Genomic DNA, 18,057 nt, shown 5'->3' with positions numbered 1-18,057 from the left:
CCTGCGGCGCTGTCCCTGCCCGCCCACCACCGAGGAACCCGTTGGAGACCCCGACCCGAGCGTCGGGCCCAAGCCATGCCCACTCAACGACCAGGGGCCGACCGCACCAATCCTCCGCCATCACCCCAGCTCAACCACTCGAAGCGAAACGGGGAGGCTAGGCGCACGAAAGAGACCCAGTGGGCGATCCAGGCACTTTGACCTCCGTAGGACAAGGTTCCTTTTCGTTTCCGAACCACCAAGCCAGCCCGCCGGCCTTGCATACATGGAATCAACAGGGCGATATTTAGCCAGCGCAAGATAGAATTTGGACAACAGGTCCGCCGGTTAATCGCAGAGTGCGCTGCCGTCGCTATGGCCGAAAATCTTCGGAGCTCCTCCCGGCTTGCAAGGAGATCCGGAAAAACTAGCCCATTTCACCACGCCAACGCGTCAACCGTGTCGAGACGCCGACACGCCGACCACGATTATTTGATTGACGCTGATCGTTAGGGCTGCATAGGCTCTCCGCGATCGAGGAAGCGAGTCGTCTGTCGCGCGAAAGGGCTGTCGTGTTAGTGCATTCGGTTGCTTCACAGGGGGCCTTTCCTGCGACAGCAAGGGTTGGTCGCTGATGGGTCCTCGAGAGCGTTTCGCAGTCTTTCGTGCCCGTGATTTCTCTGTCTTCTTCATCGGCTACGTCACGTCCCACCTCGGCACTTCCATGGCGTCTGTGGCACTTGCATTCGCTGTCCTGCATACTGGGGGATCGCCCACCGACCTGAGTCTGGTGCTCGCCGCCCGTATCGTCCCGATGGTACTTTTCCTGCTGGGTGGCGGTGTGCTCGGCGATCGGCTGCCGCGACGCCTGGTGATGCTCGTGGCCGACTCTGTCCGCGCCATCAGCCAGGGCGCCCTAGCAGTACTGTTCCTGGCCGGGCCTGTACCGTTATGGACGGTTCTTGCGCTCGCCGCCTGCGGTGGGATCGGCGAGGCCCTGTTCCGACCTTCATTCGACGGCCTGGTCCCCCAACTCGCTCCGAAGGGCCGGCTGCAGGAGGCTAATTCCTGGCTCGGGATGGCCCAGTCGGCCGCGAATGTGGCCGGGCCAGCTCTCGCCGGCATGCTAGTCGCGTTCACGTCAGCGGCCGTCGTGCTGTTGGTGAACGCCCTCGGTTACTTGGCCAGCATCGGGGCCTTGCTCATGCTGCGAGTCGACGGCCAGGCCTCCGGCCTCGGCAGCAGCTCTATGGTGACCGAACTGCGGGCTGGATGGCGGGCCTTCTCGGCCCACACCTGGTTGTGGACTGTCACGCTCCAGTTCACCTTTTTCAATCTGATCGTGTGGGCACCCTACTTGGTGCTCGGTCCCGTCTCGGCGGACCGTTTCTACGGCGGACCCGAAGCATGGGGCTTGATCGTCGGCACTTTCGGCGGCGGTTCCTTGCTGGGCGGCCTGCTCCTGCTCGGCCGACGGCCGTCCCGTCCGCTGGTCGTGACAACCCTGATCACCTTTCTATGGGCGGCGCCCTCGGCGGCCCTCGCGGTCCGCGCTCCGCTGTGGACGGTGTGCGCCGCAGCCCTCGCCGCTGGTGTGTCGAGCGCAGTGTTCAACAGCCTTTGGATGACGACGATTCAGCAGAATGTTCCTGCGGACAGCCTGTCTCGAGTGATGTCGTACGTAACCTTCGGTGCCTATTCGGTAGGACCGATCGGGCTCGCCCTGGCCGGCCCGCTCGCCGAATACACCAGCATTGGCCTGGTGCTGGCTGTCGGTGTCGGATGGCAGGTTCTTGCCAATTCCGCCGTGCTAATGGTTCCGGCTGTACGAAATCTACGTGCACTGAATTTCGGTCCCGATGAGAGCTCCACTGCGAACCCAATAGACTCTGCCGAGTCCACCACATCTGAAGCACCGAAATCCTGAGCCATTCCTTCTCCTTTCCGTTGCAGCTTCCCAGAACGGGGTCATGGTGACTGCACTGAGTTCTCTTTGCTGTGCCCATTCAAAGGCGACAGTGTGGGATCTGATATGCGAGACGAATGCGCACCATCACGACGCGGTGGCCCTGACCGACGGAATTCGTCGGTTCACCTACGCGGAACTGACCGCGGCGGCATCCCGCGCCGCACATGTCCTGCGCGGCGCAGGCATCGGGCCGGGAGACACCGTGGCGCTGTGTTCCGTCCGTTCCGTGGACCAGGTGCTGGCCCTGGTCGGCGTCCTCGCGTCCGGAGCCGCCGTGGCGCCTTTCGATGCACGCCAGGCCGCCATGTCCGTACGCGAGAACGTGGCGCGGCTCGCGCCCGCCGCCGTCCTCATCGACGCCGAGGGAGCGGCGCTCTTCCCTGACGCTCTGCGCCTCGACGACCTGCTGTCTGTGGATCGGGCCACGGACCGGGCGGTGCCGCCCGGTCCGTGCCCGACGGACCTCGCATACGTCCTGCACACCTCCGGCTCCTCGGGACGGCCGAAGCCGGTGCAAGTACCGCACAGCGCCTTGCAGAATCGTTTCTTATGGGGGCAGACGCTGTACCCCATTGGCTCCGGCGACACCGTCGTCCACTGGGGATCACTGGTTTTCGACTGCTCGTTCTGGGTAGTGCTCGCGCCCCTCTGCTTCGGCGCCACCCTGCTCGTGGCCCCCGAAGGCACCGAGGCCGACCCGCAGGAACTGGCGGCCCTGATCGACCGCCACCGGGTCACCGTGATGCACTCCGTTCCCTCCCTGCTGCGGGAGTTCACGGCCGAAGGCGGGGCCGCTGCCCTGGCGTCGCTGCGCTATCTGCTGATCGCGGGCGAACGGCTGCCCGGAGACTTGATCCGCCGGGTCCTGGATCTGACGGGTGCCCGGATCTTCAACCAGTACGGTCCTACCGAGACCTGCATCGACGTCCTCACTCACGAGATCGGGCCCGGGGACGAGGCGTTGGACGCCATGCCGATCGGCCGCCCCCTCGACGGCGTGCACACCGTGATCACCGACGAGGCCGGTGTTCCGGTTCCGGCCGGTACCCCGGGTGAGCTCCTGATCGGCGGCGTCAGCGTAGCCTGGGGATATGCGGGGGCCGCCGCCGCGACCGCCGCGCGCTTCGTCCCCGATCCGTACGGCGCCCCCGGGAGCCGGCTCTATCGGACCGGCGACCTCGTGCGCGAAGGGCCGGACGGGGCACTCGAGTTCCTCGGGCGGGTGGACCACCAGGTCAAGATCCGGGGGGTGCGCGTAGAGCCCTCCGATGTCGAACACGCTTTGCTGCTGCACCCCGAGGTCGGCCAGGCGGCCGTGGTGGCGGTGGAGGACCCGCAGCACGGCGGAGTCCGCCTCGTTGCCCACGTGGTGACCGAAGAGAAGACGCCTGACGACGCCGCGCTGCGCAGCTTCCTCGCACAGCGCCTGGTCTCCGCCGCCATCCCCGAAGCCTATCGGCGACATCTGGCGCTGCCCCGACTGACCAGCGGCAAGATCGACCGCCTGGAGTTGGCCCGGCAGGCGGTCCTGGATCCGCCGACCGCACCCGGCGAGACGGCGTACGAGGCCCCGCGCACCGAGACCGAGCGTGCAGTCGCCCGGATCTGGCAGGACCTGCTTCGGATCGAACGCGTCGGACGGGACTCCGACTTCATGTCGCTGGGCGGACAGTCGCTACTCGCCATGCGGCTGATCGCCCGTGTCCGGGGCGGTTTCCACGTACGGCTGCCGGCCCGGACGGTGTTCGACGCACCAACCTTGGCGCGATTCGCCGCCGTCGTGGACGAGGCGGTCGCCGAGCGGAAGCGGGCCGGCGTTGGCTGAGAGACAGGAGCTCCGGATCCCGGCCCGGTACAACGGGCCGCCGGACTCCGGGCACGGCGGGTACGTTTCCGGCCGGTTCGCCGCTCTCGCGGCCGCGCACCAGGGCGCGATCGCCACCGTGACCTTGGCCGAGCCCATCCCGCTGGACGAGCCGCTGACCTTCGTCCCCGGCACCCGGCGGTCGACAGTGACGCACGGCACCCGGCTGGTCGCCACCGTCGCGCTCGGCCGTACGCCTGCCGATCCGCCGCCCGCCGTGGACCCGGCCACCGCGCGACACGCCTCAGCCCGCTTCACAGGGCGAGCTGGTCACCCGTTTCCCACCTGCTTCGTGTGCGGGAACAGCCGGCCCGCCCAGGACGGCCTGGGGCTGGCCCCAGGGCCGGTGGACGGGATGCCGGGCACCGTGGCCAGCCCCTGGGTCCCGGCCGTCGAGGAGGCAGCCGACGGCGCCCCGGTCCCGGCCGACCTCGTGTGGAGTGCGCTCGACTGCCCCGGCGGTTGGACCGACGACCCGCTGTCCCGTCCCCGACTGCTGAGCCGGATGACGGCCGTCGTACTGCGTGCGCCGCGAGCCGGTGAACCGTGCGTGGTGGTGGCCAGGCGCGGCTCCGTCAGCGGTCGGCTGCTCCGGGTGAACAGCGCCCTCTACAACGCCGCGGCGGAACTGCTGGCGAGCGCGACCGCAACCTGGACCGCGCTCGCCCACCCCGGCACCCCCGTCTCGAACTCGCCAGGAAGGGACACGGCATGAACCAGTACCAGGGCTCCATGAGCCGGGACGACAGGCGAGCCACCGTGCACGGCCGATTCACGGTTCAGGCCCGTGCGACCCCCCGGGCCCCGGCACTCAGCTGCGAGGGCACCGTTCTGACGTACGAACAGCTGGACGCTGCGGCCGACGCGCTGGCCGTCCGGCTCCGCAGCCTCGGTGCCGGGCCGGGCCACCCAGTGGGCGTCCGACTGGAGCGCTCACCGGAGCTGGTCGTCTCCCTGCTCGCGGTGCTGAAGACCGGCGGCTTCCACGTGGCGCTGGACCCCAGCGAGCCTGCCGTACGGGCGGCGGCGCTGCTGCGGGACTCCGGTGCCGGATTGCTGGTCACCCGGTCGGAGGCCCCCGCGGAACTGCTCGCCGAGGTGAAGCCGGTGTACGTGGACTCCCTCGACGCCGCAGAACCACCAGCCGGCACTGACCCCGCGCTGCCGACCATCCCCCCGGGCGGCGAGCGGGACCCGGCGTACCTCGCCTACACCTCGGGCACCACCGGAGAGCCCAAAGGCGTGCTGGTGCCGCACGGCGCGGTACTGCGCCTGGTCCAGGACAGCGACGTGCTGCCGGTCGGGCCCGGGGACGTGGTGCTGCACTTGGCGCCCGCCGCGTTCGATGCGTCGACGCTGGAACTGTGGGCGCCACTGCTGAACGGCGCGAGGCTGGCGGTGTTCCCGGCCGGCGAGGTGACTCCGGAACGGCTCGCCGAAGTGGTCGAGGCGGAGGGGGTCACCGCAATGTGGCTGACCGCCGGCCTGTTCCACCTGGTGGCGGAACGGCCCGACCCCCGCCTGGCCGGAGTCCGCAGGCTTCTTGCGGGTGGCGACGTACTCTCGGCCCGGCACGTGGATACGATGCTCGCGGCCTTCCCCGGAATGACACTGGTGAACGGTTACGGCCCGACCGAGAACACGACGTTCACGTGCTGCCACGCCATGACAGGTGCGGTCTCTCCGAGGCCGGCCCACCCGGTACCCATCGGGCGCCCGATCCCCGGTACCGAGGTGCATCTGCTCGACGAGCGGTTGCGCACCGTGCCCGACGGCACCGTGGGGGAGCTGTACGCGGGCGGCATGGGTGTGGCCCACGGCTATCTGGGCCGGCCGGCGGTCACCGCCGAGCGGTTCGTCCCCGATCCCTTCTCGAATAGTCCGGGTGCCCGCCTGTACCGCACCGGCGACCTGGCCCTGCGGCGGGCGGACGGGGTGCTGGAGTTCCACGGACGCGTGGACGAGCAGGTCAAGATCCGCGGGTTCAGGGTGGAACCCGGCGAAGTGGAGGCGGCGCTGCGCGCGCTTCCCGACGTCGGTGACAGTGCGGTCGTCGCCCGGCCCCGGACGACCGGAGAGCGCACCCTCGTAGCGTACCTGACGGGGGGCCAGCCGCTGCACCTGCCCGGCATACGGCGCGCACTGGCCGAACGGCTGCCCGCCCATCTGGTGCCCGGCACCTTCGTCCAGCTGGACGAGCTGCCTCTCGGCGCCACCGGCAAGGTCGACCGGCGTGCCCTGGCTGCACGCGAGGAGCGCACCAGGCCCGAGACCGACGTGCCTTTGCGACTGCCCGAGGGCGAGTTGGAGCAGTGGCTGGCGCAGCTCTGGTGCGACCTGCTGGAGATCGACCAGGTCGGTGTGGACGACGACTTCTTCGATCTGGGTGGGCACTCCCTTGTTGCCGCCGCGATCACCGGGGAGATCAACAACGTCCGGGGCGTGTTCGTCACCGCCCGGTCCTTCTACGAGAACCCCACGGTCGCCGAACTCGCTGTCCTGATCGCAGAGTTGGAAGAGGTGACCCGATGAGGATCGGTCGCCCCGGACATACCGGGGACATCGCGCTGGACACCGTCGACCTCGCCGACCCTGAGCTGTACGCCTCGGGTGACCCGCACACCATCTGGCATGCGCTGCGCGAGCGGGCCCCGGTCCACCGGCAGACCCTGCCCGACGGCCGGTCTTTCTGGTCGGTGACCTCGTACCGCGACGTCAACGATGTGCTGCGCGACCACACCCGGTACACATCGCAGCGCGGCACGCTGCTGTCCATCCTGGGGTCTGCGGACCCGGCCGGCGGCCTGATGATGGCGGCCAGCGACCCACCCGTGCACACCGCGCTGCGCGAGCCGATGGGCAAGGTGCTGTCGGCCCGCGCCCTCGCGCACTGGGAACCGCGCATCCGCGAGCTGGTACTGCGGTTGATGGCGCCGCTAGCCGACGGCACGCTGGACCTGGCACAGGCCGCCACGGCCTTTCCCATGGCGTTCACCGGGGCGCTGATGGGCCTGCCCGAGGATGACTGGGCCCGGCTCGCCCGGCTGACCACCATGGCGATCGCTCCCGAGGACCCGGCATTCCAGGAGGGCGGGAGGCACACGACCCTGCTCTCCGCCCACCACGAGCTGTTCGAGTACTTCGCGCAGCGGGTGCGCACCGTCTCGGCCACGCCCGGCGACGACCTCACGGGTTACCTGCTCCGGATGAAGGCAGACGGGCGCCCGCTGCGCCAGGACGAGCTGGTCTACAACTGCTACAGCCTGCTGCTGGGGGCGAACGTTACGACCCCGCACGCCCTCACGGCGACTGTGGTGGCCCTGATGGAGCACCCTGACCAGTACAGCCGGCTGCAGGCCGAACCGGCGCTGGTGACCAGTGCGGTGGAGGAGGGGCTGCGCTGGTCCTCGCCCGCCAACCACTTCATGCGGTATGCCGTCGAGGACACCGAGCAGAACGGCGTACGGATCGCCCGCGGCGACGCCGTGGTGGCCTGGCTGGGTTCGGCGAACCGGGACGCCTCGGTCTTCCCTGACCCGTATCGCTTCGCCGTCGACCGCAGCCCGAACCGGCATGTGGCCTTCGGCTTCGGCCCGCACTACTGCATCGGGGCACCGCTGGCCCGCATCGCCCTGCGCGTGATGTTCGAGGAGATCGTCCGGCATGTGGCCGAGTTCCGGCCCGCCGGTCCGGTCCGCCATCTGAAGTCCAACTTCGTGGCGGGGATCAGCTCCCTGCCCGTGACGGCCGTCCTGCGCGACGGCGCGGGCGAATCCCTGGCCGCCCACGCTCGGCTGCCCCGTCCGGAGGTATTCGCATGACCCCGCGGCAGAAACCGCAGAAGAAGAGATGGCTGCTGCGCACCCCCAGCGCGGACGCCCGGGCCCGGCTGTTCTGCTTCCCGTACTCCGGGGTCGGCGCGTCGATGTACAACAGGTGGCCCGATCGGGTGGGGCCGGCCGAGATCTGCCGCATCCAGTTGCCGGGCCGCGAGAATCGGGTGAGGGAGGAGCACTTCGACACCTACGAGGCGCTGGCCGATGAGCTTGCCCACGCGCTGCTGCCCCACCTTGACCGGCCATTCGGCTTCTTCGGCCACTGTGGAGGTGCTCTCGCGGCCTTCGCGACGGCCCACCGGCTGGCCGAACTCGGCATGGCGGTCCCCGATCTGCTCTTCGTTTCCTCCCAGGTGGCCCCGCACGAGGGCCCCTACGGTCGCTACCTCACGATGGACGAGACGGAGCTGCGGATCGAACTGGAGCGCCTCACCAGGCTCATGGGCTCGGAGCCGGTGCCGGATCTGATCGACCTGGGCCTGCGCGTCATGATGGCGGACCTCGCGGCGAACCGCGCGTACCGGACCCCCGAGCCGGTCGTCCTGCCCACCCGAATCCGTCTGCTCGGCTGGCGCGACGACCAGGAGGTCGAACCAGAGCGCATGACCGGCTGGGTGGCGTGTGCCCCGGCCGGGCAGTGCGAGCGGAAGGTGCTGCCGGGAGACCACCACGCATTCCTGCGCGCCCCCGGCCCGCTGGTCGACGAGCTCGCCGAAGGCATGTCCGGTGCGGTTGCCGCGGCGGCATCCCACTGAACACCGAGAGGACCAGAAGAGAGGAACCCGTGGCTTCCGACCCCTATGTGTCCGGCTCGCTCAAGGAGGCCGGCGACCCCGATCCCTACGCCAACTACGCCTGGCTACGCGAGCACGCCCCGGTCAGCGAGGTGTACACCCCACACCGTGAGGGTGCCACCTGGCTGGTCACCACGTACGAGCTCGCCCGCGCCTGCCTGACGGACCCGCGGCTCAGCAACGACGACCGCAACTCGGCGGGCTCCCCGGCCGCCTTCGGCAGCGGCCAATGGGATCCGGCGCGCGGGCTGCTCGACCTGGACCGGCCCGAACACGCCCGGCTGCGGCGGCTGGTGGCGGGCGCGTTCAGCGCGGGCGCGGTCGAGCGGATGCGGGAGATGATGGCCCGCGTCACCCATGAGGCCCTCGACACCATGGTCGGCCTGGACAGCTGCGACCTCGTCCAGCGCTTCTCGCTGCCGGTCCCGGTGGCGATCATCCACGAGGTGCTGGGGATCCCACCGGAACAGCGCGAGTCCCCGGCGCACTGTCTGGACCTCTTCTACCACGCGGGCCTGACCGACCCGCTGGACGTGGACAAGCTGGCCCAGCTGCTGGAGTACACGGCGAGACTGGCCGCGTACAAGCGGACTCATCCGGGTCCCGACGTCGGCACCCATCTGGTCCGGGGGCTGGAGTCAGGAGAGCTGCGCAACGACAACGAGCTCGCGGCGATGATCCTGTCGGTGCTGGGCGCCGGACATGTGACGACCGTTCAATTCCTGGGTACGGCGGTCTACCGATTGCTCCAGTACCCGGACCAGCTGGCGGCGATCCGAGCGGGGAGGATCAGTTGGCAGTCCGCCGTGAACGAGCTGCTGCGCTACGACGCCCCGGTCCAGTCCACGGTGTACCGCTACGCCAAGGAGGAGATGGACCTCGGCGGAGTGCGGATCGGCAAGGGGGACGCGCTGCTGGTGTCGCTGGCCGCAGCCAACCGTGACCCGGCCCGGTTCGCTGACCCGGACGTCTTTCGCGCAGACCGTAAGGGCCCGGGCCACCTCGGCTTCGGCCACGGGGCACACCTGTGCCTGGGCGCTCATCTGGCCCGGCTGGAAGGTGAGATCGCCCTCGACATCCTCTTCCGCCGACTCGACGGGATCGAGCTGGCCGTTCCCTTCGACGACGTGGTGTGGACGTACGGGCCCATGCTGCGTGGACCGCGTGCACTGCCGGTGCTGCTGCCCACTACCGCGGCTCGCTGAGCCCCCGACAACGACAAGACGAAGATCTGGAGTGCGCCATGGCAGGAGAGCATCAGGCGGCCCCGGGCCGGACGGCCCGTACGGTCCTGGAGGGCTTCGACGTCTGGGTCGCCAAGGCCCCGGACGAGCCCGCCGTCATCTCTGGTGGCACAGCGCTCAGCTACCGGGAGCTGGACGAGGCGGCCGAGTCGCTGGCACGTGACCTCCGGGCGCTGGGGGCCGGGCCCGAGACCGTGGTCGGGCTGTGCGTCCAGCGCGGGACCGGCCTGGCCGTCGCGGTGCTGGGTGTGGTCAAGGCGGGCGCGGCATACCTGCCGCTGGACCCCGCGCACCCGGCAGAGCGGTCCCGGTCGGTGTTGGCCGACGCGGGGGCACAGCTGGTGGTGACGGACCGGTCGGTGTCGGCCGGTCTGGACGCCGAAGGCTGGGGACAGGCCCTGGTGTACGAGCTGGACGGCGGGCGCCCGGCGCTAGCCGCCGCGGACCCGGGCAGTCTGGACGACGCCGGACCGGCGGGCGAGGCCGACCGGCTGCTGTACGTCATCTACACCTCCGGATCCACCGGGCGGCCCAAGGGCATCGCCATGCAGAGCGGGCCACAGATCACCCTGCTCGACTGGTGCCGGGAGCAGTACGCCGAGCGCCCGGTGGCCCTGCAGTACTTCCCCGTCACCGCCGACGTCGCCTTCCTGGAGCTCATGTCCACCTGGTGGCTGGGCGGTTGTGCGGTGATCGCCACCGAGCTGGAGCGCTACGACATAGCAGCCCTGGCCGGCCTGATCGAACGGCACGCCGTGACCAAGGTCCTGCTGCCGGTGGTCGCGCTGGACGAGCTCGCCCGGTACAGCAGGACCGCACCCGACCAGGTGGCCACTCTCCGAGAGTTGATCACCACCGGCGACCGGCAAGTGATCACTCCGGCCATCCGTGAACTGTGCGACCAGTTCCCCGGGATGTTCCTCGACAACCACTACGGCTCGACCGAGGTGAACGTGGTGACCGCGCCCCGGCTGACAGCGCCAGCCGCCGAGTGGCCCGACCACCCGCTGACGGGACGGCCCATGTCCGCCGCGCGGATCTATGTACTCGACGCGAACCTCTCGCCCGTGCCTCCGAACGTGCAAGGGGAGATCTATGTCGGCGGAGGGCCGCCGGCCCGGGGCTACGCGGGTCGGCCGGGCCTGACGGCCGCCGCGTTCCTGCCCGACCCATACGCAGGGGTGCCCGGCGCCCGGATGTACCGCACCGGGGACCTGGGGCGATGGCGGACCGGTGGGGTGCTGGAGTACCTGGGCCGGGCCGACTTCCAGATCAAGCTGCACGGCTACCGCATCGAGCCGGGAGAGATCGAGGCCCTGCTGCGCGAGCGAGCGGATGTGGAGCGGGCCGTCGTGCTCCGGATCGGTGAGGGCCAGGACGCCTACCTGGCGGCGTATCTGATCGCCGTGGACGAACCACCGGCCCTGGACGAGCTGCGGGAGTACCTCGGGCTGCGGCTGCCCGCGCCGATGGTGCCGAGCAGCTACGTCTTCCTCCCGGAATTCCCGCTGACTGGCACCGGAAAGGTGGACCGCAAGGCACTGCCGCTCCCGGACGGCGGCGGGCCGCAGTGGATCGCGCCGCGCGACGAGACCGAACGGACCGCCGCGGAGGTGCTGGCCCAGGCCCTGGGCCGGGACCGGATCGGGGCCACCGACGACTTCTTCCGGTTGGGCGGGCATTCGTTGCTGGTCACCCAGGTGGTGCACCGGCTGCGCGCCGCGCTCGGGGTGCAGCTCCCGCTGCGGGCGGTCTTCGAGCGGCCGACCGCCGCGGCACTGGCGGAGGAAGTACGTCGGCTGCGCGAGGAGCGCGGATGACCACGCGGACGGCGGCCAGCGAGCCGGCCGGGCAGCCCGTGCTGTCCTTCGCTCAGGAGCGACTCTGGTTCCTGGACCAGCTCTCCCCCGGCGAGTCCGGCTATCTGACACCGTTCAGCCGCCGACTGGACGGCCCGGTGGACGCGGACCTGCTGGAGCGCGCGCTGCGGGCGGTAGCAGAGCGGCATCCGGTGCTCCGGTCACGGATCGACGCCACCGGAGGGCGACCAGTTCCCGTGACCGAGGCCGCCACGACGGTGCGGCTGGAGCGTACCGACCTGAGCGGTGAGCTGGAGCCGGAGCGGGCCGCCGAGGACGCCATACGGACGATGCTGAACACGCCCATGGACCTGAGGGTGGCACCGTGGCTGCGAGCCTCGCTGTTCCGGCTGGGCGAGGGTCGCTTCCTCTTTCACGTCCAGGTGCACCACATCGCCTTTGACGGGGTCTCCCGGGGCGTCTTCGAGCGGGAGCTCTCGGCGCAGTACCGGGCGCTGGCGGGTGGGCGCCCGGCACCGGCGCTTCCGCCCGGGCCGGATTACGCCGCCCACGCCGCCCGGCAGCGGGCCTCGCTCACGGCCGCCGAGCGGGAGCGGCTGCTGGCCCATTGGCGGAGCGCGCTGGACAGCGCACCGCACGTGCTGGAATTGCCGTCGGACCGTCCACGCCCGGCCCGGCCCGGCCCTCGAGCGGGGCGGGTGGACTTCCGGATCCCCGAGGAGGTCACCTCCGCCCTATACCGAGTCGCGGAAGCGCACCGGACCACCCTGTTCTGTGTCGGACTTGCTGCCTACCAGCATCTGCTGGGCCGGTACGCCGATGTCCGGGACGTACTGGTGGGGGTGCCGTTCGCGGGCCGCGAGGACCCAGCGGTGGAGCAGGTCATAGGGTTCTTCACGCACTCCGTGCCGCTGCGTGGGGAGCTCGGCGGGTCACCGTCACTCGACGACCTGACCCAGCAGGCCAGGGACCGAGTGCTGGAGGCGCTGGACCATCAGGAACTGCCGCTGGACCAGCTCGTGGACGGGCTCGGCGTGACCCGCGAGGCCAACCGCAATCCGCTGTTCCAGCACTGGTTCGACCTGGCGGATCCGGAACTGGACCGGCCGGCGCTGATCCTGCCCGGTGTCCGGGTCCGGCCAGTCCCGGTCGCAGAGACCACCACCCGCTTCGACACCGAACTCCATCTGCGGCCCTCCGGGACGGAGCTGGCGGGGCGGCTGCTGTACTCGGCGGACCTGTTCGGCGCGGAGACGGCCGAGCGGTTGGCCGGGCATTATGCCGCGCTGCTCGCCGCGGCGGCCGCGGAGCCGGGCCGGCCGCTGGACTCGATCCCGCTCACCGGGGACGGGGCCGAGCGCGCGCAGCTGCTGGACTTGGGCACCGGACCTGCTGTGCGGCGCGGTCCGGCGACGGTGGGCGAGTATGTGGACCGGACAGTTGCCAGGATCCCGGACGAGGTGGCCGTCAGCCACGGCGGACGTCGGCTGACCTACCGTCAGCTCGACCAGCAGTCACGGCGGATCGCCCGGGTGGTACGGGAGCGCGGGGCCGGGCCCGAACGGGTGGTCGCGGTCTGTCTGCCGCGCGGGCCCGAGCTGGTCTGCGCCCTGGTGGGCGTAGTACGGTCGGGGGCGGCCTACTTGCCGGTGGATCCAGAGCATCCGGCCGAGCGGGTCGCGTATCTGCTGCGCGATTCCGGCGCGACGGCGGTGCTCGGGGACGCCGGTGCCGAGAGGCTGACGGGGGTGATCGGGGACCGCCTGGTTCGCGTCGACGAACTCCTGGACGCGGATTTCCCTGATGACGGGGCGGCGGAATCGACGGCCGAGCACGTTGTCGAGGACCCGGCCGCGGCACTCGATCCCGATCGGCTTCTGTACGTCGTTTACACCTCCGGCTCGACCGGGCTTCCAAAGGGCGTCGGCGTCACCCACCGGACCTTCACCCGACTCCTTGACTGGCATCTGGACCGGTACCCGGTGGCCGCGGGAGTGGCCACGGCGCAGACGGCCGGTGTCTCCTTCGATGCTGCGGCCTGGGAGATTTGGCCGGCCTTGGCGAGCGGTTCGCGGCTGGAGGTGTGCTCGGCGGACGAGGTGCGCACGCCGTCCCGCCTGCTCGACCGGCTGGTTGACTCGGGTACTGGCATGGTCTTCGTCCCGACCGCGTTGGCAGAATTGCTGATCCGGGAGCCGCTCGACCGGCGGACCCCGCTGCGCCGGCTGCTGACCGGCGGCGATGTGTTCCGGCCGCGCGCCGGTGACTCCCCGGGGATCCCGGTGTTCAACCACTACGGTCCGACCGAGAACACTGTCGTCGCCACCGCCACAGATGCACTCGCGCGGCCCTGGCCGGGCCGCTCCATCGGCCGGCCGATCGCGGGGGTGCGGGCCTATGTGCTCGACGACCGGCTGAACCTGGTGCCCCGCGGAGTGCGCGGCGAGCTCTGGCTCGGCGGGGCCCTGGTGTCGCGCGGCTACCTGGGCCGGGCCGGGCTGACCGCCGAGCGGTTCGCGCCCGACCCGTTCGCTACGGAGCCGGGAGCGCGGATGTACCGCACCGGGGATCTGGTGCGGTGGTTGACCGACGGCACGCTGGAGTTCCGGGGCCGGGCTGACGGGCAGCTGAAGATCAGCGGTTATCGGGTGGAGCCGGCCGAGGTGGAGGTCGTGCTCCTGCGCTGCCCGGGGGTCCGGGAGGCGGTGGTGACCGCGGCGGCGGGCGCCGACGGGGCCCCGGTACTGGTGGCCTATTTGGTGTGCGGATCTCCCGGTCCGAGCGACGCGGAGCTGCGGTCCCGGCTACGCCGGGAGGTGCCCTCGTACCTGGTGCCCTCCGTCTTCGTTCATCTGGACGGCCTGCCGCTGACAGTCACCGGCAAGATCGACCGCAGGGCACTGCCCGCGCCGTCGGTGGCCAGGGCCCGCGCGACGGTGGTACCACGGACCGCTGCCGAGTCGGCGGTGCACGGTCTGTGGCTGGAGGTGCTGCCCGGGCACGCGCCCGGGGTCGAGGACGACTTCTTCGCCTCGGGCGGTACCTCGCTGTCGGCGGCCCGGCTGTCGGTACGGGTCCGGGAGGTCTTCGGGATCGACTTCCCGGTGCGTGCGGTATTCGATTTCCGTACCGTCGCTGAGCAATGCGCCGCAATCGAAGAACTCGTACTCGAATCAGTTTCCAACATGACCGATAGTGAGATAAGTGCAGCCCTGAATCCCTAGCACGACCACAGAAGGAGACCGCCGCGACATAGCGTCGCAGCGGTCTCCAGGGTGCCTCGAAAATTACCTCAGGAGGCAGTCTGAGAATATTTCGTCCGCACGCTCAGTGGGGTGATATCGGTCCAGGTCCGGTCAATGTAAGCGAGGCATTCCTCCCTGCTTCCGGAGACTCCAACAGGACTCCAACCTGCCGGGATGTGCATCTCGGAGTCCCAGATCGAGTACTGCTCCTCGTGATTAACAACAACCTGATAGACGCGGTCGTCGGTCATGCAGGAACCTCCAGAACAAGTCGTACAGGGCACTTACCGGCGGTGCAGTCTAGTCAGACGGACGATCAATTGTCGAGGGGTATAAATATCCTTGTGTTACTTGTTCGGGCAGAGTACCGTCCACCTTGCCAAATCGTCGATCAAAACTGGAGCAGAATGTGACGGGCAATCTTTCTGACGCCGCCCGTGTGCTCATGGAGCGGCGGCTGGCCGGCTTGTCGGCGCCCATCCGGGAGGCGCGGGCCCCACGCCCCGAGCGTCCGCCGCTCGCACCGGCCCAGCGCCGACTGTGGTTCATCCACCAGCTCACCCACGGCAGCCTGGCCTACAACGTGCCGACCGCGTACCGGCTGCGCGGCCCGCTGGACACCGAGGCGCTGGAACGCGCTGTCCATCTCGTGGTGCGGCGGCACGAGGTGCTGCGCACCTGCTACCCGGCCGACGAGCAGGGCGAGCCGTTCCAGCGTGTGCTGGACGCCGATGCCGACGCCCGTGGGCGAACGCCGGTGGCACGGCGCGACCTCGGCTCGGCGCCCGACCCGGTCGCCGCGGCCCTGAGGCTCGCCGGTGAGGAAGCCGACCACCGGTTCCTGCTCGACACGGAGGGCCCGCTGCGGGTATGGCTGGCCCGGCTGGGGCCGGACGACCACGTGCTCGGCATCGTGGTGCACCATATCGCCTTCGACCGGGAGTCCCTGGCGATCCTGGCCGGTGAACTCTCTGCGGCCTACCGGGCCGAGTCCGGTGCTGGGACACTCGAACTGCCTCCGCCCGAAGCCCAGTACGCGGACTTCGCCATCTGGCAGAGCGGGCTGGCCGGCACCGCGGCGTACGAGCGGGAGCTCCGCTTCTGGCGGGAAACCCTGGGCCGTGTGGCGCCCGTACTGGAGCTGCCCGCCGATCACGAGCGGCCGAAGGAACCGACGTACCGGGCGGGTGAGGCGGCGATCGCCATCGACGCGGAGACGGCGGACCGACTGCGGGCGCTATCTGCCGAGCGCGGTGCCTCCCTCTTCATGACCTGCCTGGCCGCCTTCCAGGGACTGCTGTCGCGCTACACCGGGGTAACCGACCTCGCGGTCGGCTGCCCGGTCAACGGCCGGATGAAGGTGGCGTACGAGGGGCTCATAGGGTTCTTCGCCAACTCCCTGCCGATCGGCGTCCGGCTCGGTGACGACCCGGCGTTCGCCACCATGGTGGATCGGGCGCGGGAGGCGCTGCTGGCGGCGCACGCGCACCAGAATGTGCCGTTCGACCGGATCGTGCGGGAGTTGTCGCCCCTCCGCGACCTGAGCCGCAATCCGCTCATCCAGGTCTGGTTCGATCTGGACGCAGGCGACACTGGCACCGCGGCGGATCTCCTCGGCCTACCTGGAGTGAGCGCCGAGTACTTCGCTGAGGGGCGGGTGCGGACCCGGTTCGACGCCGAGATGCACCTGGGCGAGCGGGCCGACGGGACGGTCACGGGACGGCTGCTGTACGCGCAGGACCTGTTCGAGGCGGCGACGGCGGACGCGTTCTGCGAGCACTACACGAACTTCCTGGCGGCGGTGGCCGCCGACCCCGGGCTGCGGCTGTCGCGCGTGCCGATCTTCTCTGCGCGCCAACAGTCGACTCTGCTGAGCGACTGGAGCGTCGGCAAAGGGTGACACGCCGGGCGGTACGGACATCGACCAAGGCTGGAACGGAGACAGTGGTGGGAGCTGCGGAAGCGGTGCAGAGAGTAGGGCATACGGATACGGAAGGGCCGGGCGGGCAAGACGCATCCGACGAGGCGCCGTACGACGTCCTGGGCGTCGGCTTCGGCCCGGCCAACCTCGCCCTCGCCGTCGCACTGCGCGAACATCCGTGGGAGGACGCGAAGGCGGCCTTCCTCGAACGCCGGCCGCGCTTCGGCTGGCACCCGGGAATGCTCATTGAAGACGCCACCATGCAGGTGAGCTTCCTGAAGGACCTCGCGACCCTACGGAACCCGATCAGCCCATACGGCTTCCTGAGCTATCTGCACCAGCGAGGGCGGCTGGTCTCCTTCGTCAACCAGAAGGAATTCTTCCCCACCCGGCTCGAGTACCACGACTACCTGGAGTGGGCCGCCGCCAAGTTCTCCGGCCTGGTGAAGTACGGCACCGAAGTGGTCCATGCCACACCGGTCCAGGACGGCGACGAGGTCCGCGCCTTCGATGTGACCGCTCGCGAGGTGGCCACCGGCCGCACCACCACCCTGCGGACCCGTAACCTCGTGGTGGCGACCGGCCTGGTCCCGCGGATGCCCGCGGGCATCACCGCTTCGGACCGGATCTGGCACAGCTCCGAGTTGCTGTACCGGCTCGCCGATCTGGACGGTCGGGAGCCCAGGCGCTTCGCAGTGGTGGGTGCCGGGCAAAGCGCGGCCGAAGTCGTCGCCCATGTGCACTCCGCCTTCCCCGGGGCCGAGGTCACGGGCGTGATCCCGCAGTACGGCTACAGCCCTGCGGACGACTCACCGTTCGCCAACCAGGTCTTCGACCCGGACGCGGTGGACGACTTCTACAGCTCCCCGCCCGCCGTGAAGGACAAGTTCTACGCCTACCACGCCAACACCAACTACGCGGTCGTGGACCTGGAACTGATCAATGACCTGTACCGGCGCATGTACCGCGAGTCAGTGCGCGGCCGGCGCCGTCTGAGGATGCTCCCGATGAGCCGCGTCACGGACGCGTCCGAGACCCGGGACGGCGTACTGGTGCACATCACCCGGGCGATGGCGGACCGTGCCGAGGAACTCGCCGTGGACGTGGCGGTTTTCGCGACCGGCTACGACCCAATGGACGCCGCGGCCGCCCTAGGGCCGGTTGCCGACCTGTGCAAGCGGACCAGCTCCGGCACCCTGCGCGTCGCTCGCGACCACCGAGTGGAGACCGAACCCCGGGTACGGGCCGGCATCTATGTCCAGGGCGGTACGGAGCACACCCACGGCCTCTCCGCCTCTCTGCTGTCGAACGTCTCCGGGCGGGCATGGGAGATCACAGAGTCGATCGCCGCCAGGCGTCGACTCGCCGCACCCCACTAACCCCGA

The 18,057-nt window shown here is 69.9% G+C and carries 12 protein-coding genes; 11 read left to right on the top strand and 1 reads right to left on the bottom strand.

Annotation, left to right across the window (positions count from 1 at the left end; translation table 11 throughout):
• Positions 1 to 613 precede the first annotated feature (613 nt).
• Genes QMZ92_RS20795 through QMZ92_RS20755 form a run of 9 tightly spaced genes read left to right on the top strand, consistent with a single transcriptional unit; the run spans position 614 to position 14,730 of the window.
• Positions 614 to 1,906, top strand: coding sequence for an MFS transporter (locus QMZ92_RS20795; RefSeq protein ID WP_283298893.1), 1,293 nt, complete (start codon positions 614 to 616; stop codon positions 1,904 to 1,906).
• A 43-nt stretch (positions 1,907 to 1,949) separates the two neighbouring features.
• Positions 1,950 to 3,773, top strand: coding sequence for a non-ribosomal peptide synthetase (locus tag QMZ92_RS20790; RefSeq protein WP_283298892.1), 1,824 nt, complete (start codon positions 1,950 to 1,952; stop codon positions 3,771 to 3,773).
• Positions 3,766 to 4,527, top strand: coding sequence for a hypothetical protein (locus tag QMZ92_RS20785; protein ID WP_283298891.1), 762 nt, complete (start codon positions 3,766 to 3,768; stop codon positions 4,525 to 4,527). The genes QMZ92_RS20790 and QMZ92_RS20785 overlap by 8 nt, the downstream gene beginning before the upstream one ends.
• On the top strand, positions 4,524 to 6,344 hold the full coding sequence (locus QMZ92_RS20780) for a non-ribosomal peptide synthetase (RefSeq protein ID WP_283298890.1): 1,821 nt from the start codon (positions 4,524 to 4,526) through the stop codon (positions 6,342 to 6,344). Before QMZ92_RS20785 ends, QMZ92_RS20780 begins: the two co-directional genes overlap by 4 nt.
• Complete coding sequence (locus QMZ92_RS20775; RefSeq protein WP_283298888.1) at positions 6,341 to 7,633, top strand: cytochrome P450; 1,293 nt, start codon at positions 6,341 to 6,343, stop codon at positions 7,631 to 7,633. Before QMZ92_RS20780 ends, QMZ92_RS20775 begins: the two co-directional genes overlap by 4 nt.
• Entirely contained in the window at positions 7,630 to 8,403 is a 774-nt protein-coding gene (locus tag QMZ92_RS20770) for a thioesterase II family protein (RefSeq protein WP_283298887.1), read from the top strand. The genes QMZ92_RS20775 and QMZ92_RS20770 overlap by 4 nt, the downstream gene beginning before the upstream one ends.
• A gap of 29 nt (positions 8,404 to 8,432) precedes the next feature.
• Positions 8,433 to 9,647: a cytochrome P450 family protein gene (locus QMZ92_RS20765; protein WP_283298886.1), complete on the top strand. Its 1,215-nt coding sequence runs from the start codon at positions 8,433 to 8,435 to the stop codon at positions 9,645 to 9,647.
• A gap of 38 nt (positions 9,648 to 9,685) precedes the next feature.
• On the top strand, positions 9,686 to 11,506 hold the full coding sequence (locus tag QMZ92_RS20760; protein WP_283298885.1) for a non-ribosomal peptide synthetase: 1,821 nt from the start codon (positions 9,686 to 9,688) through the stop codon (positions 11,504 to 11,506).
• The gene (locus tag QMZ92_RS20755; protein ID WP_283298883.1) at positions 11,503 to 14,730 is read left to right on the top strand and encodes a non-ribosomal peptide synthetase; all 3,228 of its coding nucleotides are present in this window, start codon (positions 11,503 to 11,505) and stop codon (positions 14,728 to 14,730) included. Before QMZ92_RS20760 ends, QMZ92_RS20755 begins: the two co-directional genes overlap by 4 nt.
• 68 nt (positions 14,731 to 14,798) lie before the next feature.
• Here QMZ92_RS20755 and QMZ92_RS20750 read toward each other — a convergent pair whose 3' ends face one another.
• The gene (locus tag QMZ92_RS20750) at positions 14,799 to 15,002 is read right to left on the bottom strand and encodes an MbtH family protein (RefSeq protein ID WP_283298881.1); all 204 of its coding nucleotides are present in this window, start codon (positions 15,000 to 15,002) and stop codon (positions 14,799 to 14,801) included.
• A gap of 158 nt (positions 15,003 to 15,160) precedes the next feature.
• Here QMZ92_RS20750 and QMZ92_RS20745 point away from each other — a divergent pair, with 158 nt between their 5' ends.
• Positions 15,161 to 16,651, top strand: coding sequence for a condensation domain-containing protein (locus QMZ92_RS20745; protein ID WP_283298879.1), 1,491 nt, complete (start codon positions 15,161 to 15,163; stop codon positions 16,649 to 16,651).
• A 47-nt stretch (positions 16,652 to 16,698) separates the two neighbouring features.
• The gene (locus QMZ92_RS20740; protein ID WP_283298878.1) at positions 16,699 to 18,051 is read left to right on the top strand and encodes a lysine N(6)-hydroxylase/L-ornithine N(5)-oxygenase family protein; all 1,353 of its coding nucleotides are present in this window, start codon (positions 16,699 to 16,701) and stop codon (positions 18,049 to 18,051) included.
• Positions 18,052 to 18,057 lie beyond the last annotated feature (6 nt).

Origin of the sequence: Streptomyces sp. HNM0645 (assembly GCF_030056615.1) — a bacterium.
Taxonomy (GTDB): domain Bacteria; phylum Actinomycetota; class Actinomycetes; order Streptomycetales; family Streptomycetaceae; genus Streptomyces; species Streptomyces marianii.
Note: the sequence above shows the minus strand (reverse complement) of the source record. Positions and strands in the feature narration are given on the sequence as shown.